This window comes from Roseateles sp. GW821-FHT09G03, assembly GCF_059416045.1.
In genome coordinates this window covers 1-20066 of the sequence record NZ_JBWKOK010000014.1, presented here as the reverse complement: position 1 = coordinate 20066, position 20066 = coordinate 1, and the positions used below count along the sequence as shown (strand labels likewise).

The 20066-nt window shown below is 68.9% G+C and carries 19 protein-coding genes; 10 read left to right on the top strand and 9 right to left on the bottom strand.

All coding sequences use genetic code 11. From position 1 onward, the window contains the following. Positions 1-21 precede the first annotated feature (21 nt). From AC07OZ_RS29290 to AC07OZ_RS29265, 6 genes are all read right to left on the bottom strand, one after another. Entirely contained in the window at positions 22-879 is an 858-nt protein-coding gene (locus AC07OZ_RS29290; RefSeq protein WP_495470542.1) for a purine-nucleoside phosphorylase, read from the bottom strand. 71 nt (positions 880-950) lie between these two features. Continuing rightward, positions 951-1397, bottom strand: a complete 447-nt coding sequence (gene cdd / locus AC07OZ_RS29285) for a cytidine deaminase (RefSeq protein ID WP_495470541.1) — start codon at positions 1395-1397, stop codon at positions 951-953. 2 nt (positions 1398-1399) lie between these two features. Beyond that, positions 1400-2365, bottom strand: coding sequence for an ABC transporter permease (locus tag AC07OZ_RS29280; RefSeq protein ID WP_495470540.1), 966 nt, complete (start codon positions 2363-2365; stop codon positions 1400-1402). Then, the gene (locus AC07OZ_RS29275) at positions 2358-3491 is read right to left on the bottom strand and encodes an ABC transporter permease (RefSeq protein ID WP_495470539.1); all 1134 of its coding nucleotides are present in this window, start codon (positions 3489-3491) and stop codon (positions 2358-2360) included. The genes AC07OZ_RS29280 and AC07OZ_RS29275 overlap by 8 nt, the downstream gene beginning before the upstream one ends. Continuing rightward, the gene (locus AC07OZ_RS29270; RefSeq protein WP_495470538.1) at positions 3488-5083 is read right to left on the bottom strand and encodes an ABC transporter ATP-binding protein; all 1596 of its coding nucleotides are present in this window, start codon (positions 5081-5083) and stop codon (positions 3488-3490) included. Before AC07OZ_RS29270 ends, AC07OZ_RS29275 begins: the two co-directional genes overlap by 4 nt. A 25-nt stretch (positions 5084-5108) precedes the next feature. Continuing rightward, complete coding sequence (locus tag AC07OZ_RS29265) at positions 5109-6098, bottom strand: BMP family lipoprotein (protein ID WP_495470562.1); 990 nt, start codon at positions 6096-6098, stop codon at positions 5109-5111. 433 nt (positions 6099-6531) lie between these two features. Here AC07OZ_RS29265 and AC07OZ_RS29260 point away from each other — a divergent pair, with 433 nt between their 5' ends. The 5 genes from AC07OZ_RS29260 to AC07OZ_RS29240 all read left to right on the top strand — a co-directional run bounded on the left by AC07OZ_RS29260 (position 6532) and on the right by AC07OZ_RS29240 (position 11905). Then, positions 6532-6852: a FeoA family protein gene (locus AC07OZ_RS29260; RefSeq protein WP_495470537.1), complete on the top strand. Its 321-nt coding sequence runs from the start codon at positions 6532-6534 to the stop codon at positions 6850-6852. Then, on the top strand, positions 6845-8707 hold the full coding sequence (gene feoB / locus AC07OZ_RS29255) for a ferrous iron transporter B (RefSeq protein WP_495470536.1): 1863 nt from the start codon (positions 6845-6847) through the stop codon (positions 8705-8707). The genes AC07OZ_RS29260 and feoB overlap by 8 nt, the downstream gene beginning before the upstream one ends. Positions 8708-8870: 163 nt before the next feature. Then, the gene (locus tag AC07OZ_RS29250) at positions 8871-10736 is read left to right on the top strand and encodes a DUF885 domain-containing protein (protein WP_495470535.1); all 1866 of its coding nucleotides are present in this window, start codon (positions 8871-8873) and stop codon (positions 10734-10736) included. Further along, entirely contained in the window at positions 10733-10984 is a 252-nt protein-coding gene (locus AC07OZ_RS29245; protein WP_495470534.1) for a SlyX family protein, read from the top strand. The genes AC07OZ_RS29250 and AC07OZ_RS29245 overlap by 4 nt, the downstream gene beginning before the upstream one ends. A 174-nt stretch (positions 10985-11158) precedes the next feature. Next, entirely contained in the window at positions 11159-11905 is a 747-nt protein-coding gene (locus AC07OZ_RS29240; protein WP_495470533.1) for a hypothetical protein, read from the top strand. A 48-nt stretch (positions 11906-11953) separates the two neighbouring features. On the opposite strand, the gene AC07OZ_RS29235 is transcribed toward AC07OZ_RS29240, so the two are convergent. Continuing rightward, a complete protein-coding gene (locus AC07OZ_RS29235; protein ID WP_495470532.1) occupies positions 11954-12664 on the bottom strand; it encodes a glutathione S-transferase N-terminal domain-containing protein in 711 nt (236 codons plus the stop codon). A gap of 161 nt (positions 12665-12825) precedes the next feature. After that, positions 12826-13506: a signal peptidase I gene (lepB, locus tag AC07OZ_RS29230; protein ID WP_495470531.1), complete on the bottom strand. Its 681-nt coding sequence runs from the start codon at positions 13504-13506 to the stop codon at positions 12826-12828. 238 nt (positions 13507-13744) lie between these two features. Here lepB and AC07OZ_RS29225 point away from each other — a divergent pair, with 238 nt between their 5' ends. Next, the gene (locus AC07OZ_RS29225) at positions 13745-14089 is read left to right on the top strand and encodes a DUF2946 family protein (RefSeq protein ID WP_495470530.1); all 345 of its coding nucleotides are present in this window, start codon (positions 13745-13747) and stop codon (positions 14087-14089) included. A 129-nt stretch (positions 14090-14218) separates the two neighbouring features. Continuing rightward, the gene (locus AC07OZ_RS29220) at positions 14219-16426 is read left to right on the top strand and encodes a TonB-dependent receptor (RefSeq protein ID WP_495470529.1); all 2208 of its coding nucleotides are present in this window, start codon (positions 14219-14221) and stop codon (positions 16424-16426) included. A 70-nt stretch (positions 16427-16496) separates the two neighbouring features. Here the strand turns inward: AC07OZ_RS29220 and AC07OZ_RS29215 are convergent, their stop codons facing one another. Continuing rightward, positions 16497-17243 (bottom strand): hypothetical protein, encoded by a 747-nt coding sequence (locus tag AC07OZ_RS29215; protein ID WP_495470528.1) that lies wholly within the window; start codon positions 17241-17243, stop codon positions 16497-16499. Positions 17244-17517: 274 nt separating this feature from the next. Here AC07OZ_RS29215 and AC07OZ_RS29210 point away from each other — a divergent pair, with 274 nt between their 5' ends. The 3 genes from AC07OZ_RS29210 to AC07OZ_RS29200 all read left to right on the top strand — a co-directional run bounded on the left by AC07OZ_RS29210 (position 17518) and on the right by AC07OZ_RS29200 (position 20026). Beyond that, positions 17518-18267, top strand: a complete 750-nt coding sequence (locus tag AC07OZ_RS29210) for a class I SAM-dependent methyltransferase (RefSeq protein WP_495470527.1) — start codon at positions 17518-17520, stop codon at positions 18265-18267. Between the two features lie 126 nt (positions 18268-18393). Next, positions 18394-18882, top strand: coding sequence for a MarR family winged helix-turn-helix transcriptional regulator (locus AC07OZ_RS29205; protein ID WP_495470526.1), 489 nt, complete (start codon positions 18394-18396; stop codon positions 18880-18882). Positions 18883-19030: 148 nt separating this feature from the next. Continuing rightward, positions 19031-20026, top strand: coding sequence for an alpha/beta fold hydrolase (locus tag AC07OZ_RS29200; RefSeq protein WP_495470525.1), 996 nt, complete (start codon positions 19031-19033; stop codon positions 20024-20026). Positions 20027-20066 lie beyond the last annotated feature (40 nt).

The window sequence follows — 20066 nt, the reverse complement described above, 5'->3', positions numbered from 1 at the left end:
CCGATCTTCGCTCCCGGGCCCTCAGGCCTTCAGCGATTCCAGCGTCGCCAACGAGGCCAAGTAGTGGCCCAGGTACGCCGCCGCGCGGTCGCCCGAGACCTTCGCCTGCTGCAGCGTCAGCGCGTGCGTCAGTGCTTCGTCGGACATGCCCGCGGCCATGTTGGTGATCAGCGCCAGGCCGGCCACGCGCAGACCCGCGTGACGCGCCAGGATGGTCTCCGGCACGGTGCTCATGCCGACCGCGTCCGCGCCCCAGGCGGCGAACATGCGGATCTCTGCCGGCGTCTCGAAGTGCGGGCCGACGGCCCACACGTACACGCCCTCGGTCAGCACCATGTTGTGCTCGCGGGCGATCTTGAAGCCCTGCTGGCGCAGCTCGGCGTCGTATGCGACGCTCATGTCGCAGAAGCGGTCGCTGCCCGGCAGGCCCGTCAGCGGCGAACGTTGCGGCGCGTTGATGTGGTCCGAGATCAGCATCAGGCTGCCCGGAGGCTGGTGCGAGCGCAGGCTGCCCGACGCGTTCGTCAGCACCAGCACCTTCACGCCCCAGGCCTTCAGGCTGCGGATCGCGCCGGCCATGCCGGTGCAGTCGCCGCTCTCGTAGGTGTGGGCGCGGCCGCGCAGCATCGCCACGCGTTGCTGGCCGACGCGGCCCACGGCGATCTCGGCCACGTGGCCTTCGACCTTGGGTTGCGGGAAGGCGGGCAGCTGCGCATACGGCAGGTGCTTCACATCCTGCAGCTGATCGACGGCGCCGGACCAGCCGGAACCCAGCACGACGGCGACTTCAGGGCCTTGTTCGCCGAAGGTCGACTTCAGCGTGGCGATGCTGGCGGTGATGGCGGCGTCGAGTTCGGCGCCTTGCAGGGGGATGGACATGTTCGTTCTCCTGTCGCGGCCACTCTGGACCGCGTCGATGTCGATGTGGATGTCGGCGCGGATGTCGACGTTCAGAGCTTCAGGTGATCCGGACCGAAGCTGGCGGGCAGCAGCTGCTCCAGGGTCCAGTGCGCGCGCACGCCGGAGGCGTCGCCCGCGATCACGATGAGGTCGTCGGGCCGCGCGAATTCGCGCAGCTTCTGGCGGCAGCCGCCGCAGGGGGTGATGATCTCCGAGCCCGCGCCGGTGACCATCACCGCGCGCGCCACGCGCCCGCCGCCCATGATCATGTGGCCCAGCGCGTTGGTCTCCGCGCACCAGCCCTGCGGGTAGGCGGCGTTCTCGATGTTGCAGCCGGCGTGGATGCGGCCGTGTTCGTCGAGCACCGCGGCGCCGACGAAGTACTTCGAATACGGCGCATGCGAGTGCTGGCGCGCGTCGAGCGCGGCCTTCAGCAGGCGCTCGATGACGTCGGCGGGCAGCGGGATCGAGGCGATCAGGTTCTGGTTGGCGCTCATGCTCAGCGCTCCTTCACGTAGGGCTTGCTCAGCGCCTTGGGCGCGATCGCCTGGCCGATGAAGCCGGCCAGCAGCACCACCGTCAGGATGTAGGGCAGCGCCTGGATCAACTGCACCGGCACTTCGCCGATGCCCGGCAGCGACACGCCCTGCAGGCGGATCGCGACGGCGTCCAGGAAGCCGAACAGCAGGCAGGCGCACAGCGTGGGCACCGGCTTCCACTTGCCGAAGATCATCGCGGCCAGCGCGATGAAGCCGCGGCCCGCGGTCATGTTCGGAGAGAACGAGGCGTTCTGCGCCAGCGTCAGGTAGGCGCCGCCGAGGCCGCACAGGATGCCGTTGAGCGCCAGCGCGGTGTAGCGCAGCCGCGGCACGGAGACGCCGGCGGCGTCGACCATCGCGGGGTTCTCGCCGACCGCGCGCAGGCGCAGGCCGGGGCGCGTGCGCTCCAGGAAGAACCACACGACGACGACCAGCAGGAAGGCCAGGTAGACCAGCGCGTTGTGGCTCAGCAGGCCGTGGCCGATGACCGAGGCCATCCAGCTGCCGGGCGTCGGCTCGGCCCACTGCGGCAGCAGGCCGGTGATGCGCTGCTCCGCGCCGATCGGCGGCGTCTGGCCGCCCTGCGCGAACCAGGCGATGCCCAGCACCACCGTCAGGCCGGCGGCCACCATGTTGAGCGCGACGCCGGAGACGACCTGGTCGCCGCGGTGCGTCACGGTCGCGAAGCCGTGGATCATCGACATCGCGATGGCCACGACGATCGCGGCCAGCAGGCCCAGCGTCGTCGAGTGCGACACGCTGGCCACCGCCGCCGCGGCGAAGGCGGCGGACAGCATCTTGCCTTCCAGGCCGATGTCGACGACGCCGGAGCGCTCCGACAGGAGGCCGGCGAGCGCGGCGAACAGCAGCGGCGTGGTGACGCGCAGCGTCGACGCCAGCACGGAGCCGATCAGGACCTCATCCATGGGACTTCCCCTCCGCCGCGCGCTGCTTGCGCGTGACTGCGCCGTAGAGCTTCGCGAACATCGGCGCGCTCACCATCGCCATCGCGCCGGCGAACAGCACGATCAGGCCCTGCACCGTCACGACCATCTCGCGGCTGAAGCCGGGGACCTCGAACGAGACCTCGACGCCGCCCTGGTACAGCGTGCCGAACAGCAGCGAGGCCAGCACGATGCCGACCGGATGGTTGCGGCCCATCAGCGCCACCGCGATGCCGGTGAAGCCGGCGCCGGCCACGAAGTCCAGCGTCAGCTTGCCCTGCACGCCGGCGATCTCGTTGACGCCGACCAGCCCGGCCAGCGCGCCCGACAGGCCCATCGCGGCGAGCACCTGCCAGCGCGGCTTGATGCCGGCGTAATGCGCGGCGCTGGGGTTGGAGCCGACCGCGCGAAGCACGTAGCCGGCGCGGCTCTTCCACAGGAACCACCAGACGAAGACGCAGGCCGCGACGGCCAGCAGGATCGACAGGTTCAGCGGCGAGGACGGCCATTCGACGCCGACCTTCGCCAGCAGCTCATGGACGGCGGGCATGCGGGCCGAGTCGGCGAAGGCATCGCTCTCGACCGACATCGAGCCGTTCGGGCGCAGCCAGTTCACGAGCAGGTAGCCGTTGAGGCTGGCCGCGAGGAAGTTGAACATGATGGTCGTGATGACCACGTGGCTGCCGCGCCAGGCCTGCAGGTAGCCGGGCACCGCGGCCCAAACCATGCCGAACAGCGCCGCCGCGACGATCGCCAGCGGGATCATCACGAAGCCGGGCAGCTTGGGCGCGAGCCACAGCGACAGCAGCGCCACGCCGATGCCGCCCAGCGTCGCCTGCCCTTCCCCGCCGATGTTGAACAGGCCGCCGTGGAAGGCCACCGCCACCGCGAGGCCGGTGAAGATGAAGGTGGTCGTGTAGTAGAGCGTGTAGCCGAGGCCGCGCGCGCTGCCGAGCGCGCCTTCGAGCAGCACGGTCAGCGCCTGCATCGGGCTCGCGCCGATCAGCAGCACGACGCCGCCGGCCACCGCCAGCGCGATCAGCAGGTTCCACAGCGGCAGGAGGACCAGGTCCATCCAGCGCGGCATCTGCAGGGCTTGGCTACTCATGGGGCGGTCGCCGCGGCAGCGGTCTTCTCATGATTCGGGGAGGCGGACATCAGCAGTCCCAGGTTCTTCTCGGTGCACTCGTCGATCGAGAGCTCGCCGGTGATGCGGCCCGCGTTCATGACGATCACGCGATCGGCCAGCGCCAGGATCTCGTCGAGCTCGCTGGACACGACCAGGATCGCGCAGCCGGCGTCGCGCAGGCGGCGCAGCTGGTTGTGGATGAATTCGATCGCGCCGATGTCGACGCCGCGCGTCGGCTGGCCGACCAGCAGCACCGCGGGGCTCTGGCCGATCTCGCGCGCCAGGATCAGCTTCTGCTGGTTGCCGCCGGAGAACTTGGACGAGCCCAGTTCCGCGTTGCGCGGACGGACGTCGAAGCGCTCCATCATCTCCGCGGTCTGCGCGCGCAGGTGGCGCTGGTTCATGCCCATGCCCATCGGGCCGGCGCGGTAGGCGTCCTGCTCGTGGTACCCGAGCGCGGCCGTTTCCCATGCGGGGAAGTCCAGCACCATGCCGAGCGCGTGGCGGTCCTCGGGCACGTGCGCGAGCTTGAGCTCACGCGCCGTGCGCGGATCCATCCACGAGGTCGGGCGGAAGTCGCGGCCCGCCACGTGCAGCGTGCCGGCGTCCGGCGCGCGCATACCGGCGAGGACTTCGAGCAGCTCGCTCTGGCCGTTGCCGGAGACGCCGGCCACGCCGACGATCTCGCCGGGACGCAGCGTCAGCGTCGCGTTGCTCAGCAGGTGCACGCCGGAACCGCTGTCGCCGGCGACGGTCAGGCCTTCGGCCTTCAGCACCGGCTGCTCCGACGGCGGCTTGACCGCGCCGTCGTCACGGCCCAGGTTGACCTTGCGGCCGACCATGCTCTCGGCCAGGTCCTCGGGACTGGTCTCGCCGATCGCGCAGGTCTTGATCACGGCGCCCGCGCGCATCACGGTCACGGCGTCGCACAGGGCCATCACCTCGCGCAGCTTGTGCGTGATCAGCAGGATGGTGGTGCCGCGCTCGCGCAGGCGGCGCAGCACGTCGAACAGCTGGTCGGTTTCCTGCGGCGTCAGCACCGCCGTGGGCTCGTCCAGGATCAGGATCTTCGCGCCGCGGTACAGCGCCTTGAGGATCTCCAGACGCTGCATCTCGCCGACCGGCAGGTCGGCGACGGTCGCGTCCAGCCGCACCGTCAGGCCGGTGTCGCGCATCAGCGCCTCGAGCTCCTGGCGCACCTGGCGCTTCGCGCGGGAGAGGAAGAACGCGGGCTCCGCGCCCAGCATCACGTTGTCCAGCGCGGACAGCGTGTCCACCAGCATGAAGTGCTGATGCACCATGCCGATGCCCAGCGCGATGGCCTGCTGCGAACTGGCGATGGAGACGCGCTGGCCGTCCACTTCGATGTGGCCCTCGTCGGCGTGGTAGTAGCCGTACAAGATCGCCATCAGCGTGCTCTTGCCGGCGCCGTTCTCGCCGACCAGGCCGTGCACCGTGCCGCGCTCGACGGCCAGGCTCACCGACCGGTTGGCCTGCACCGCGCCGAAGCGCTTGGAGATGTCGCACAGACGGACCGCGGGCGCGGCGGCGCCGCGTGGGGACTGTGTCATGTCAGGAACGCTCGCTCGCGAGGGATCAGTTCTTGCAGGCGTTGTCCGCCATGTAGTCCGCGACCTTGATCTTGCCGGCGATGATGTCGGCCTTGTACGCGTCCAGCTTCGTCTTGATCGCGGGGGCGATCAGCTTGGCGTTGTTCGCGTCGACGGCGTACTCGACGCCGCCTTCCTTCAGGCCCAGCACGCTGATGCCGGGCTTCCATTCCTTGAGCACGTTGTAGACGGCGACGTCCACGCGCTTGACCATGGAGCTCAGCATGGTGCCGGGCTGGATGTGGTTCTGGTTGCTGTCGACACCGATGGCCAGCTTGCCCGCGTCCTTGGCCGCCTGGTAGACGCCGACGCCGGTGCCGCCGGCCGCGGCGAAGACCACGTCCACGCCCTTGGCGAACTGGGCCTTGGCCAGCTCGCCGCCGCGGGTCGGATCGTTCCAGGCCGAGGCGGTGGTGCCGGTCATGTTCTTGAAGACTTCGGCCTTCGGATTGGCCGCCTTGGCGCCCTGCTCATAGCCGCACTCGAACTTGCGGATCAGCGGGATGTCCATGCCGCCCACGAAGCCGACCTTGCCGGTCTTGCTGGTCAGCGCGGCCAGCGCGCCGACGAGGAAGCTGCCTTCCTGTTCCTTGAACAGCACCGACTGCACGTTGGGCTGGTTGACCTTCTCGTCGATGATGACGAACTTGGTCTTGGGGAAATCCTTGGCGACCTGGTTCAGCGCCGAGGCCTGGGCGAAGCCCACCGAGATGATGGGGCTCGCGCCGCGCTCGGCCATGCGGCGGATCGCCTGCACGCGCTGGGTCTCGTTGCTGATCTCGAACTCGAGATACTTGCCGCCCGTGTCCTTCTTCCACTGCTCGACGCCACGGTACGCGGCCTCGTTGAACGACTTGTCGAACTTGCCGCCCATGTCGAAGATCACCGCCGGGGTGGTCTGCGCGGCCGCCGCGCCAGCAGTCAGGGCCAAGGCCAGGCCAGCCGCGAGGGGGGAGAACGACAGGAAGGACTTCATCATTTGCGGTCTCGATGCGAAGGGTGAGGAGCAGCCGGGCATTCTAAGAAGGCGCGAGTGTAAGCCACGTCAAGGTAAACGCTAAACGTTTGCGGGGTCGGCAAATCAGGAGGTGGCTCCCTACTTGAGGGCGTTGCGCCAGCCCGGAAATGCCGGTATCGGCTAGCACGTCCCGTGCCCAGGTTGCTCGACTCCGTTCTGCCAAGCGCGGGCTCTCCGCGACGCAGGGGACATCCCTCCGGGAATCCCCAGCATCACTCCGGCCCCACCCCCACTCGCTGACTTCGTCCCTTTCGAGGGATCGCTTTTCTGGGCGAATCGCAGTCCGCCCTCGGGTTGACCGATCTCTCACCTCGGTTCGGCGAGAGAAGTTGAGAATCACTATCATTTAGAATCTTTCGCTTCGCAAGCCCGCAGGCCATCCCCCTACGACATGAGCGCCGTTCTCTCCGTCCCCACCCTCGCGCTGGCCGCCATCGGTCAGGCGCATCGCGTCAAGGCGCTGCAGGCCCCGGCGCATGCGCCGGAATGGAAACAGATGCTGGAGGAACTGGGCTTCGTCGCCGGCGAGCACGTCGCCGTGCTGGCCCGCGCCATGCCCGGCGCGGACCCGCTCGTCGTGCGCATCGGCCAGTCGACCTTCGCGCTGCGCCGTGCCGAAGCGGAATGCGTGGAGCTCGAGGGCGCCGCGCCCGGCGGACTGACGGCCTCGACCGAAGCGGGCTCGGGCCAGGCGGGAGCCGCCCATGCGTGAGTCCATCGTCCACATCCATCCGGCCGGGCCGCTGCTGGCGTTGGTCGGCAATCCGAACTGCGGCAAGACCGCCCTGTTCAACCGTCTGACCGGCAGCCGCCAGAAGGTCGCCAACTACGCCGGCGTGACCGTCGAGCGCAAGGAGGGCCGCCTCAAGACCGCCGCCGGCAAGCTGCTGCGCGTGCTGGACCTGCCCGGCACGTATTCGCTATATCCGCGCTCGCCGGACGAGCGCGTGACCGTCGACGTGCTGGCCGGTCGCGCACAGGGCGAGAAGCGCCCCGACCTGATCGTGTGCGTGCTGGATGCGACCAACCTGCGCCGCAACCTGCGCCTGTTCCTGTCGGTGCAGCGTCAGGGCCTGCCCTGCGTGGTCGCGCTGAACATGGCCGACCTGGCGCAGCGCCGCGGCATCAACATCGACACGCAGAAGCTGAGCACGCTGCTGGGCGTGCCCGTGATCCGCACGGTGGCCACCGATGGCGAAGGCATCGACGACCTGCGCGCGGTGCTGGACGAACCCGAGCGCTGGCGCACCGATGCCGTGACCGCCGAAGGCGAGGACACCGCGCGCATCAACCACATCCTGAAGGAGCTGGGCCTCGACGCGCTGCAGGGCGAGTTGCCCAGCGACAAGGTCGACCGCTTCGTGCTGCATCCGGTGCTGGGACCTATCCTGCTGGCGGTGCTGCTGTTCTTCCTGTTCCAGGCGGTGTTCGCCTGGGCCGAGGCGCCGATGGGCTGGATCGAGGCCGGCACGGCCTGGCTCGGCGAGCAGGCCGGCGCGCTGCTGCCCGAGGGCCATCTGCGCAGCCTGGTCGTGGACGGCCTGATCGCGGGCGTGGGCGGCGTGCTGGTGTTCCTGCCGCAGATCCTGATCCTGTTCTTCTTCATCCTGCTGCTGGAAGAGTCCGGCTACCTGCCGCGCGCCGCGTTCCTGCTGGACCGGCTGATGGGCTCGGTGGGGCTGTCGGGCCGCAGCTTCATCCCGCTGCTGTCGAGCTTCGCCTGCGCGATCCCGGGGATCATGGCGACGCGCTCGATCGCGAATCCGCGCGACCGCCTCGTCACGATCCTGATCGCGCCGCTGATGACCTGCTCCGCTCGGCTGCCGGTGTACGCGCTGCTGATCGGCGCCTTCATCCCGCAGCGCGAGCTGTGGGGCGGCATCGAGCTGCAGGGGCTGGTGCTGTTCGTCCTGTACTTCGCCGGGATCATCGCGGCGATGGCGGTGGCCTGGCTGCTGAAGCGCTTCACCGACGCGGGCCGCCAGGTGCGTCCGCTGATGATGGAGCTGCCCAGCTACCACTGGCCGCATGCGCGCAACGTGGCGATCGGCCTGCTGCAGCGCGCGGAGATCTTCATCAAGCGCGTGGGCGGCATCATCCTGGCGCTGACGCTGCTGCTGTGGGTGCTGTCGACCTTCCCCGGCGCGCCGGAAGGCGCGACGGGCCCGGCGATCGAGTACAGCTTCGCCGGCTACCTGGGCCGCGGGCTGGCGACGATCTTCGAGCCCATCGGCTTCAACTGGCAGATCAGCCTGGCGCTGGTGCCCGGCATGGCGGCGCGCGAGATCGCGGTGAGCGCGCTGGGCACGGTGTACTCGCTGTCGGCCACGGGCGACGAGGCCGCGCAGGCGCTCACGCCGCTGATCGCCTCGACCTGGGGCCTGCCGACGGCGTTCTCGTTGCTGGCGTGGTTCGTCTTCGCGCCGCAGTGCCTGTCGACAATCGCGGCGGTGAAGCGCGAGACCGGCGGCTACAAGATCCCGGCGATCATGCTGACCTACCTGTTCGCGCTGGCCTACGTGGCGTCCTGGTTGACGTTCCACGTCAGCCGGTGGCTGTTGACGTGATGTCGGACTGAGATCGGACTGAGGGCGGATCGATATCGGATCGACATCGCGCTGAAGCCGGCAACGGCATCGACACACAAGGGCGCCGCTCGCATCGATCGGCGCCCTTTGCTTTTGGCACGCTGTCGCGCCGGGTCGCGCAAAGCTATGCTCGCGCCCCATGATGAATCGTCCCACCCATCACTTCCGCCCTACCCTTTGCGCGCTGGCCGTGGCCGCGCTGACCAGCCTGGTCGCGTTGTCCGCCGGTGCCGCCTTCGCCGCCCCAGCCGGCGACATGCCCCAGCCGACGCGCGGCATCATCAAGCTGGATCCGGACCAGACCCTGGACGCCGATACCCGCTTCCAGCGCCTGGCCAACGACTACATCGAGGCGCTCTGGCGCCTGGACCCGGACGCCGCCATCGGCGCCGGCCGTTATGAATTCGCCGCCGAGCTGCCCGCGCCGGACCGCGCGATGCGCGCCCGCTCGCTGAGCTTCACGGACGACTGGCTCAAGCGCTTCGAGGCCGTCGATGCGAAGACGCTGAGCGCGGCATCGCGCACCGACCTCGGCCAACTGCTCAACAAGCTGCGCAGCGACCGCTTCCAACTGACCGAGCTGCGCGAGTACGAGTGGAATCCGTCCTATCTCAACATCGCCGGTCCGATCGACTACATCCTCGCGACGGACTACGCGCCGCTGCCGGTGCGGCTGAAGACGATCTCGGCGCGGCTGGCGCAGGTGCCGGCGTACTACCGCGCCGGCGCGGCGCTGCTGAAGCAGCCGACGCTGGAGCACACGCAGCTTGCGATCGACCAGGCGCCGGGCGTGCTGAGCGTGCTGGACGAAGTGGCCAAGGCCGCGCAAGGCGCGGACGCCGCCTCGCTGACCGAGACCGAACGCAGGCAGTTGACCGATCGCATCGCCGCGGCGAAGACCGCGGTCGAGGCCTTCCGCACACAGCTCACGCAGTTGCTGGCCGAGGGCAAGGCGACGGGCAAGGCCCGCAGCTTCCGCCTGGGCAAGGCGCTGTACGACCAGAAGTTCGGCTACGACATCCAGTCGGTGCATTCGGCCGAGCAGATGTACCAGCGCGCGTTGAAGGCGCGCGAGGCGCTGCTGACGCAGATGGCGCAGATCTCCGACATGCTGTGGACGCAGACGATGGGCGACGCGCCCAAGCCGGAGGACCGCTTCGCCCGCATCGGCGCGGTGATCGGCAAGCTCAGCGAGCAGCACGTCAAGCGCGAGGACTTCGTCAAGGAGATCCGCGCGCAGATCCCGCAACTCGAGCGCTGGATCACCGACCACGACCTGCTGACGCAGGACGCGAGCAAGCCCCTGATCGTGCGCGAGACGCCGGTGTACCAGCGCGGCGTGGCCGGCGCCGGCATCGAGGCGCCCGGCCCCTACCGGCCGCAGGACCGCACCTACTACAACGTCACGCCGCTGGACGACCTGACCCCGGAGCAGGCGGAAAGCTCGCTGCGCGAGTACAACCGCTGGATCCTGCAGATCCTCAACATCCACGAGGCGGTGCCGGGCCACTACACGCAGCTGGTGCACGCGAACAAGTCGCCGTCGCTGGTGAAGACGCTGTTCGGCAACGGCGCGATGGTCGAGGGCTGGGCGGTCTACGGCGAGCGGATGATGCTGGAGTCCGGCTACGGCGGGAACGCGCCGGAGATGTGGCTGATGTGGGGCAAGTGGAACCTGCGCAGCGTCACCAACACGATCCTGGACTACAACGTGCACGTGCTGGGCATGACCGAAGCGCAGGCGCTGGACCTGCTGCAGCGCCAGGCCTTCCAGACCGAGCGCGAGGCGCGCGAGAAATGGCGCCGCGTGCAGCTGACCTCGGTGCAGCTGACGAGCTACTTCAGCGGCTACAGCGACATCATGGAACTGCGTGACCAGCGCAGGCACGCGCTGGGCAAGGACTTCCGGCTGAAGGCCTTCAACGAGCAGTTCCTGAGCTACGGGAATGCGCCGGTGTCGGTGATCTCCGAGCTGATGTCGCAGCCGGTGGCGAAGGCACCGCAATGACCGGGGAACGCGACAGCGCGACTGGCGGCGCCGAGGAGGTCCGGGTCCTCGAGGCCCGCGTCACGGAGCTGGAGATCAAGGCCAGCTTCGCCGAGGACCTCGTCGACCACCTGAACGCGCAGGTCGCGAAACAGCAGGAGCAGATCGACGCGCTGGTGCGCGAGGTCATGCAGCTGCGTCGGCAGGTGCCGGAAGGCCGCGGCGACGCCGCGGGCGCCCTGCGGGACGAGCTGCCGCCGCACTACTGAGCGGCGCCCCATCGGGCGCGCCGGTCCCCGTTTCCAGGGACCGGCTTCCTGGGGCCCGGCAACCGGCAGGACGAAAGTCAGGTGCGGCTTGACAAGCCTCGGCGCAGCATCGCCTCAGCGTGAACCGGGCCCCGCACCGTTGCGGGCCGACCCTGGCGCGCGAGGGAGGCGCCCATGTTCGACCAGATCAAGCCCGGCCACGTCCTGCGTTTCGGCACGGACCCGTCGACGATCATTTCCCCGAAGCAGGCCAACAGCTCCGAGCAGAACGACAACACGCTCGAGACGCCCTGGCCGACCACCAGCGCGCTCGGCCAGGTCCAGTTGATCTCGCATCCTTCGGGCCCGCTGGCCGCCATGGCCGCCGACGTGGCCACGAAACTGCGCAAGGGCATCAGCTTGACGCGAGCGGCGAGTTACTCCGCGGCCGGACGCGAACGGACGCCCGCCGATCGGCTCCTCGGCGTCACGATCTGCGATTTCGTCGGCTACACCGACGGCAAGAGCAACTACATCCCCAGCCAGCGCGCCGTCTTCAGCAAGGACTTCAGCGGCTGCCTGATGGTGCTGTACACCCAGGCCGGCCAGCGCCGCGTGGCCCACGCGGCCGCGAGTCAGACCCCGCGCATGGACTGCAAGCGCGCGTTCCTGCAAACGATCCAGGCCAACGGCGCGACGCTGGGCGGATGGTTCCGGCCCTTCGTCTCCGCCCTCGATTCGGACGGCCGCATGGCGGCCTTCGAGGCCATCCGCGAGCATGTCCGCGGCGACCCCTACGCGATCACGACCTTCGGTGTGATCTCGGCGACCGGCCAGCCCTACGCGATCGACGCCTTCAAGCCGGCCGCCGCCATCGCCAACGACTGGATCGTCACCCGGCTGCGCACGCCGCAGATGTACACGACCTGGACCGTGCCCTGAACGCCCACGACCGCGCAGGCACCGAGGCGCCGGTCACTCTCGGCCCGTTCAGGCCGCCGGCCGCGCCGGGATGTTCAGCCCGCGCTTGACGGCGTCGCGCGCCAGGAACGACTCCAGCACGCGCTGGACGTTCTTGAACTCGCTGAAGCCGACCAGGTCGCCCGCGCCGTAGAAGCCCACCAGGTTGTTGACCCAGGGCCAGATGGCGATGTCGGCGATGGTGTACTCGTCGCCCATGATCCAGCCGCGGCCGGTCAGGCGCTGCTCGAGCACGCCCAGCAGGCGCTTCGATTCGTTGAGGTAGCGGTCGCGCGGACGCTTGTCCTCGAAGTCCTTGCCGGCGAATTTGTGGAAGAAGCCGACCTGGCCAAACATCGGTCCGATGCCGCCCATCTGGAACATCACCCACTGCAGCGTCTCGTAGCGGCGTGCCGGGTCTTGCGGGATCAGCTTGCCGGTCTTCTCGGCGAGGTAGACCAGGATGGCGCCGGACTCGAACAGCGGCAGCGGCTCGCCGCCGGGGCCGTCGGGATCGATGATCGCGGGGATCTTGTTGTTGGGGTTCAGCGACAGGAACTCGGGCGTGAGCTGGTCGTCGGTCTGGAAGCTGACCAGGTGCGGTTCGTACGCCAGGCCGAGTTCCTCGAGCGCGATCGACACCTTCACGCCGTTGGGCGTCGGCAGCGAGTAGAGCTGCAGGCGCTCGGGATGCTGCGCGGGCCACTTCTTCGTGATGGGGAAACTGGACAGGTCCGTCATGAGGGTTCCGTCGGAATGTTGTGAAGGCGCCGATGAGGCGCCAGCAGGGCGTGATTGACGGACCATTCTCTGCGGCGCCCGAGAGACCTTGCGCGCGACGGGTCAATGCGATCCGTGCACGGTGCGGTCCGCGCCCCGACGGCGCTCTGTGCCGGCCGCGCTCAGCGCAACGGCGCCGCGAACCGGTCCCAGCGCGGCGCCCAGTGTCCGGTGATGTCGGCCGACACGAGCACGCGATGCGCCTGTCCGATGATCAGCCGCCGCTGCACCAGGCCGATGAAACGGGAGTCCTCGCTGTTGTCGCGGTTGTCGCCCATCATGAAGAACTGGTCGGCCGGCACGACGACCGGACCGAAGTCGCGGCGCGCGCGGACCTCGGGCAGGAACTGCACGACGCGGCGCTGTCCGCCCCACTGCTCGACCGCGCGCACGCCGCGGACCTCGACGCCGGGCGCGAGCGCCTCCGCCACCTCCTCCACCGGCGCATAGTCCGCCGGCTGGCCGTTGAGGATCAGCCGGTCGGCGCGCAGCTCGACGGTGTCGCCGGGCACCGCGACGACGCGCTTGATCAGCCGCGTGCCGTCGCGCGGCGAGCTGAAGGTGACGACATCGCCCCGCTGCGGTTCGCCGACGCGGCGCAGCGAGATGTCGGTCAGCGGCAGCTTCCAGTCGTAGGCGACGCGTTCGACGAAAACGACGTCGCCCTCGAGGATCGTCGGCCGCATGGACCCGCTGGGGACCGGGTTCCAGTCCGCGATCGCGGTGCGGAAGAAAAGGAAGCCGACGAGGAACAGCAGGAAGCTGCGGTTCTCGCGGAACCAGGCGGCGACGGGGATCTTCATGGGAACACTCCAGGTGTCGATGAGGCCCCAGTGTGTCGGGCACCCGGGCGGCGTGGGGCCGCATGCGGCGACTGGCGGGAATCCGCGCATGAGTGGCCCGCCCCTACCCGCTCGTGATTCGCTCGCGATTCGCTCACGATTCACTGGAGATCGGTCGGAGATCGCCCGACGGCTGACGACAGCTTCGCGACAGCCTGACGTTCAGCCGGACGACTCCCGCCCTTCATAATTCCGCGCCATGCGCAAGCACCTCCTGCACTTGCTGCTCCCGCTGTTCATGCTGCTCTCGCAGCAGGGCGCGGTGTGGCATGGCATCGGTCACCTGACCGGTGCGCGGGGGCATGCGCCGACGGCCCAGGCCAAGGACGACGACGCCACCCACGCCGATCCGGACGACTCGTCCGCCGATCAGCTGTGCGAGGTCTGCCTGGCCTTCGACGATCTCGCCGCGTCGGCCCGCGCCGAGGCGCCGGTGCTCGCGCTGGCCGAGGCCGTCCACGTCCAGGCGGCCGCCGCCGAGCGCGTCGCGCGCTCGATGCCCGCGCCGCCGCCGCGCAGCCGCGGCCCGCCCCTGGCGATCTGAGCTCGACCTCCTGACCGCAGCGCCGTCCGCCCGCGCCTGAACGCTTCCAACGATTCGTCGAAGCCTTCAGCGACCGGGTCTCGACGGCCAGCCTGCGCTCGACCGATTTCAGATTTCCAGAGTCTCACCATGACCCACCCTCCTCTGCGCGTGCTCGCGCTGTCCCTCTCGCTCGCCTATCCGCTGCTGCACGCGCTGCCGGCACGCGCCGATGACACCGCTTCTGCCGCTGCCGCCGCGACCAGTACCGCCAGCACCGCCAACACCGTTGAGGCGCCTACCGCCGCCGGTGGCACGGCGTTGCCCACCGTCCAGGTCCAGGGCGCCCGCAGCCGTCTCGACGCGGCGCGCAACGGCCTGTCGCCGGACACCGGCAGCACCATCTACAAGTTCGACAAGAACGACATCGCCCGCCTGCCGCAGGGCGACGACACGCCGCTGAACCAGGTACTGCTGCAGACGCCCGGCGTCGTGCAGGACTCCTACGGCGGCCTGCATGTGCGCGGCGACCACGCCAACCTGCAGTACCGCATCAACGGCGTCGTCATCCCCGAGGCCATCAGCGGTTTCGGCCAGACGCTGGAGACGCGCTTCGCCGACAGCATCAGCCTGCTGACCGGCGCGCTGCCCGCGCAATACGGCTACCGGACCGCCGGCATCGTGGACATCACGACCAAGGGCGTCAGCGAGGACGGTGAAAGCGACAAGCCCTTCGCCGGCAGTGCCGGCATCACGCTGGGCACGCAGCGTTCGCGCGAGCTCGACCTGTCGGTGCACGGCACGCAAGGCCGCTTGAGCTACGAGTTCAGCGGTTCCTTCCTCGGCAACGACCTGGGCATCGAGAATCCGACGCCGTCGCGCGATGCGCTGCACGACCGCACGCATCAGGGCAAGGGCTTCGGCCTGGTGTCCTACCTGCTCGACGACGACAGCCGCATCACCGCGATGGCCGGCGTGACCGACAACCGCTTCCAGATCCCGAACTCGCCGGGGCAGTCGACCGCGTTCACCATCGACAACACGTCGGACAAGGACTCGAGCACACTGGACGCACACCAGCGCGAGCGCAACCGCTTCGCCGTCGTCAGCTATCAGAGCGTGATCGGCCGCGACATCGACTACCAGGTCTCGCTGTTCCACCGCTACACCGACGTCCACTACACGCCGGACCAGACCGGCGACCTGCAGTACCTCGGCGTGGCCGCCGACATCCTGCGCCGCAACGAGGCCAACGGCGTGCAGGCCGATGCCAGCTGGCGACTCGACAGCGCGCACACGATCCGCAGCGGGCTCTTCGCGCAGCGCGAGCACGCCAGCACCGTCAACAACGCGCTGGTCTTCCCGGCCGACGACGACGGCAACCAGACCAGCGGCACGCCGGTGAGCATCGCCGACAGCGGCCGCCTGAGCGGCCACCTGTGGGGCGCCTACCTGCAGGACGAGTGGAAGCTGGACCGCACGTTGACGCTGAACTACGGCGCGCGTTACGACGAGGTCGACACCGTGACGAAGGAGCATCAGTTGAGCCCGCGCATCGGCCTCGTCTGGGACGCCGCGCCGACGGTGCGCGTGCACGCGGGTTACGCGCGCTACTTCACGCCGCCGCCGACCGAGAAGATCGACACCACCTCGGTGGCGGCCTTCGCCGGCACGACCAACGCGCTGCCGACGGACGCGGACACGGCGGTGCGCTCGGAGCGCTCGAACTACTACGACGCCGGCGCCGCCTGGCAGGTCACGCCCAAGCTGACGCTGGGCATCGACGGCTACTACCGTGCCGTGCAGCACCTGCAGGACGAGGGCCAGTTCGGCAACGCGCTGATCTACTCGGCCTTCAACTACGCCAAGGGCCGCATCTACGGCGTCGACCTGTCGGCGAGCTACAAGGAGAAGCGCTGGTCTGCCTACGCCAACCTTGGCACCACGCACGCCCGCGCGCAGCAGGTCGAGACGGGCCAGTTCAACTTCGAGCAGGACGAGCTGGACTTCATCGCCAACCACTGGGTGCACCTGGACCACGAGCAGAAGCTGAGCGCCTCGGCCGGCGTCAACGTGCGGCTGGACGACGGCTACGCGGTCGGCGCCAGCGCGCTGTTCGGCAGCGGCCTGCGCAACGGCTTCGCCAACACGACGCACCTGCCCTCGTACACCAGCGTGAACGCCGATGTGAGCAAGAAGCTCGAGCTCGGCGGCGGCGGTCCGGTGGAGGCGCGCCTGTCGGTGATCAACCTCTTCGACAAGGGCTACCAGTTGCGGGACGGCTCGGGCATCGGTGTCGGCGCGCCGCAGTACGGCCAGCGCCGCACGGTCTACGTGAGCCTGACGAAGGAGTTCTGATCGCAGGAACGACAGCGGCCCCTCGGGGCCGCTCTCTTTCCGATCTCGTCGGCGCCGGGAGGCGCCGCGATCAGGGCGCGAGGAGCTTCGGCAACGCGGCTTGCGCGGTCTTGACGCAGTCGTCGAGGAACTGCCGCTCGACGGCCTTGAGTCGCGCGTAGCCGTCGGCCTGCCAGTCGGCGAGCGTGTTGGACGACTGGTCGTCGGAGAAGCTGCACTTGATCTGCTCGCCGGCGGACAGCCAACCCGCGCCGTCGGGTTTGCGGGAGATCGTCGTCACGATCTTCAGGTCGTAGAACGGCGTGTCTTCCTTGTAGTCGCGGAAGACGAGCGCATAGACGTCGTTGCGGATGAACATCGGCTTCTTGAACTGACGGCCCTGCGCGTTGTCGCGCACCCAGGTGTCGATCGCCGCGCCCAGGCTCAGCGGCAGGTCGCGACCGGCCGGATGCGGCATGGCATCGACCTTGTCGCCCTTGTAGTCGTCCTTGCCCACGGGCGTGCGGAACGAGCCCAGCAGCGCACCGACCACGAGCAGCGCGGCATCCTTCGAACGGTCCGACTTGTTGACCAGACGCAGCACGTCGTCGGGGTACTTGGTCCCCGGCTCGGTCGACCGGTCGATCTGGATCGGCACGATGCCGGAGTAGACGGCGACCGGCGCGGACGCGGTCTCGGCGACGGCGGGCGCCGCCGGAGCGGCCTCCACGGCCGACGCCGCGATGGCGGGCGGCGAGACTTCCTGGGTCTGCGCCTGAGCCCCGGCGGCACAGGCAAGGGCCATCAGGCCGGCGGAGACGAACGACTGCTTCTTCATGGTATTTCTGGTTGGGTTGCCGCGATCGCGGGGCTGGAACATCGACATCGCGCGACGTCTTTCCTCTTGAAGCCGCGCGACGGTCGACACGCTAAAGGGAAAGGCGACCGCGACCGCTCGCCCTCAAGGGGGACATCGCCCGCGATCGCCGATGACGCGTGAAGAAGTGCGCGCCCTGGCCGGCCAGACAGTCGCGGCGGACCTGTCGCCTGTATCGGGGTGACAACGCGCGCCGACGCGGAGCCCGGCCTGGACTCGCGGTAGGCTCGCCGCCATGAACGTCCCATCGCCGGATCACCCCGCCCACCACGACGACGAGACGCCGGGCCCCGGCGATCCCTCGACGTCCCGGACAGCTCCGACATCTCTCACACACCAGTTGCCGCGCGACGCGGGCACCCCGGCCGAGCCTGCGTCGGATGTCTGGGACCGGCGCTACGCCGCCCAGCCCTTGAGCCAGGATGAAGCCTGGCTGAGCGGCTGGCAGCATCGCCTGCCCGGCGTGCGGCGCGCGCTGGACATCGGCTGCGGCGACGGCTGGGAGACGGCCGCGCTGCTGGAACTGGGCGTGGACGTCACCGGCATCGACATCTCGGCCGAGGCGCTCGCGCGCTGCCGGCAGCAGTCGCCGCGGGCGCGGCACGTGCTGGCCGATGTGCGTTCGATGCCGATGCTGCCCGACGGCGACTTCGACCTGGCCGTGGCGCAGCTGTCGCTGCACTATTTCGACCGCGACGACACCTGCCGCGCGCTCTGCGAGATCGCTCGCGTGCTCGCGCCGGGCGGCCGGTTGATCGGCTGTGTCAACGCCGAGGACGACTGGCACTACGGCGCGCCGGACGACGCGTCGAGCTGGGCGCTCACCATCGTCGACGGTGTCGCCAAGCAGTTCTTCACCCGCGGGAAGATCGAGGACGTGCTCGCCGCGTGCTTCGACATCGAGCACCTCGACAAGCGCACGCTGAGCCGCTACGGCAAGCCCAAGTCGGTGTGGGAGTTCTTCTGCACGAAGAAGCCCGAGTGAGCGGGCACCGGCACGTTGCCCTCGGTCCTGTCTCACAGTTCGCGGTGTCGCTGGGATCCGCACAGGGTCCGACCTCAGAATAAATTTCGCTTGCAATTCATTCGTATCCTAATTAAAGTTCAACCCATGGCACGCACCACCCCCCCCAAGCAGCAGAAGCAGACCGGCGCCGACGCCGTCTGCCCGCCGCTGGAGATCGATCAACAGCTCTGCTTCGCGCTCTACTCGACGATGCTGGGCATGAACAAGGTCTACCGCGAACTGCTGAAAGATCTCGACCTGACCTACCCCCAGTACCTCGTGATGCTGGTGCTGTGGGAACGGGACGGCCTGACGGTCGGCGAGATCGCAGAGCGTGTCTTCCTCGATTCCCCCACCGTGACCCCGCTGTTGAAGCGGCTGGAGGCCGCGGGCCTGGTCAGCCGGGACCGCTCGCCGCAGGACGAGCGCCAGGTGCTGATCACGCTGACCACCGCTGGCCGCGCGCTGCGCAAGCGCTCGACGCATCTGCCACAGTGCATCGTCGACGCCTCGGACTCGGACCTCTCCGAGTTGATGGAGCTTCGCGACCGCCTGCTCGTGCTACGCGAACGGATGGCCCGCAAGGCCGCTTGAACGCGAACCTGACGAACACAAACACCGCCTTCCCGCACCAATTACTTCGCACACTAACAATTAGCAAGCAAGTCAAATACCTGACATCTCTTCCCACAGCACCAACCCGCCTTTCCACCACCTCTCACCACCCCAGAAGGAGCCCACCATGAACGCCATCGCCCCCCTCGCCCGCCAATCGCGTCGTCAACTGCTGGTCCTCTCGACGCTGGCCGTCGCCATTGCCGGAGCAGTCACCGGCGCGGTCGCCACGCCGGCCTTCGCCGCCGATGCCAAGTCCTCGCCGGCGCCCATCGTCAGCGCGCAGCCGTCGGGCTCCTACATCACGACCAAGGACGGCGTGCAGCTGTACTACAAGGACTGGGGTCCGAAGAACGGCCAGCCCGTCGTCTTCAGCCACGGCTGGCCGCTGAACTCGGACAGCTGGGAATCGCAGATGATCTTCCTGGCCGACCAGGGCTACCGCGTGATCGCCCATGACCGCCGCGGTCACGGCCGTTCCAGCCAGCCGTGGGACGGCAACGACATGGACCACTACGCCGACGACCTGGCCACCGTCATCGAGACGCTGAACCTCAAGAACGCCGTGCTGGTCGGCTTCTCCACCGGCGGCGGCGAAGTCGCCCGCTACATCGGCCGTCACGGCACCTCGCGCGTGGCCAAGGCGGTGCTGATCTCCGCCGTCCCGCCCATCATGGTCAAGTCCGAGAAGAACCCCGGCGGCTTGCCCATCGCGGTCTTCGACGGCATCCGCAAGGCGCAGCTCGACAACCGCTCGCAGCTCTACAAGGACATCCCCGCCGGTCCGTTCTACGGCTTCAACCGTCCGGGCGCCAAGGTCTCGCAGGGCCTGATCGACAACTGGTGGTTCCAGGGCATGCAAGGCGGCCACAAGAACACCTATGACTCGATCAAGGCGTTCTCCGAGACCGACTTCACCGAGGACCTGAAGAAGTTCGACAAGCCCACGCTGATCATCCACGGCGACGACGACCAGATCGTGCCGATCGACGCCGCGGGCCGCGCCTCGGCCAAGCTGATCAAGGGCTCGGTGCTGAAGGTGTATGCGGGCGCGCCGCACGGCCTGACCGATACCCACAAGGATCGCGTCAACGCCGACCTGCTGGCCTTCATCCGCCAGTAACAGCCGGCAACACCGGTGGTGCGGGCCCCCGGGAACCCCG

Bases quoted from the DNA above. Each gene is read 5' to 3' on its own strand.
- AC07OZ_RS29290 (WP_495470542.1), bottom strand. From the start codon at position 879: ATGTCCATCCCCCTGCAAGGCGCCGAACTCGACGCCGCCATCACCGCC.
- cdd (WP_495470541.1), bottom strand. From the start codon at position 1,397: ATGAGCGCCAACCAGAACCTGATCGCCTCGATCCCGCTGCCCGCCGAC.
- AC07OZ_RS29280 (WP_495470540.1), bottom strand. From the start codon at position 2,365: ATGGATGAGGTCCTGATCGGCTCCGTGCTGGCGTCGACGCTGCGCGTC.
- AC07OZ_RS29275 (WP_495470539.1), bottom strand. From the start codon at position 3,491: ATGAGTAGCCAAGCCCTGCAGATGCCGCGCTGGATGGACCTGGTCCTC.
- AC07OZ_RS29270 (WP_495470538.1), bottom strand. From the start codon at position 5,083: ATGACACAGTCCCCACGCGGCGCCGCCGCGCCCGCGGTCCGTCTGTGC.
- AC07OZ_RS29265 (WP_495470562.1), bottom strand. From the start codon at position 6,098: ATGAAGTCCTTCCTGTCGTTCTCCCCCCTCGCGGCTGGCCTGGCCTTG.
- AC07OZ_RS29260 (WP_495470537.1), top strand. From the start codon at position 6,532: ATGAGCGCCGTTCTCTCCGTCCCCACCCTCGCGCTGGCCGCCATCGGT.
- feoB (WP_495470536.1), top strand. From the start codon at position 6,845: ATGCGTGAGTCCATCGTCCACATCCATCCGGCCGGGCCGCTGCTGGCG.
- AC07OZ_RS29250 (WP_495470535.1), top strand. From the start codon at position 8,871: ATGAATCGTCCCACCCATCACTTCCGCCCTACCCTTTGCGCGCTGGCC.
- AC07OZ_RS29245 (WP_495470534.1), top strand. From the start codon at position 10,733: ATGACCGGGGAACGCGACAGCGCGACTGGCGGCGCCGAGGAGGTCCGG.
- AC07OZ_RS29240 (WP_495470533.1), top strand. From the start codon at position 11,159: ATGTTCGACCAGATCAAGCCCGGCCACGTCCTGCGTTTCGGCACGGAC.
- AC07OZ_RS29235 (WP_495470532.1), bottom strand. From the start codon at position 12,664: ATGACGGACCTGTCCAGTTTCCCCATCACGAAGAAGTGGCCCGCGCAG.
- lepB (WP_495470531.1), bottom strand. From the start codon at position 13,506: ATGAAGATCCCCGTCGCCGCCTGGTTCCGCGAGAACCGCAGCTTCCTG.
- AC07OZ_RS29225 (WP_495470530.1), top strand. From the start codon at position 13,745: ATGCGCAAGCACCTCCTGCACTTGCTGCTCCCGCTGTTCATGCTGCTC.
- AC07OZ_RS29220 (WP_495470529.1), top strand. From the start codon at position 14,219: ATGACCCACCCTCCTCTGCGCGTGCTCGCGCTGTCCCTCTCGCTCGCC.
- AC07OZ_RS29215 (WP_495470528.1), bottom strand. From the start codon at position 17,243: ATGAAGAAGCAGTCGTTCGTCTCCGCCGGCCTGATGGCCCTTGCCTGT.
- AC07OZ_RS29210 (WP_495470527.1), top strand. From the start codon at position 17,518: ATGAACGTCCCATCGCCGGATCACCCCGCCCACCACGACGACGAGACG.
- AC07OZ_RS29205 (WP_495470526.1), top strand. From the start codon at position 18,394: ATGGCACGCACCACCCCCCCCAAGCAGCAGAAGCAGACCGGCGCCGAC.
- AC07OZ_RS29200 (WP_495470525.1), top strand. From the start codon at position 19,031: ATGAACGCCATCGCCCCCCTCGCCCGCCAATCGCGTCGTCAACTGCTG.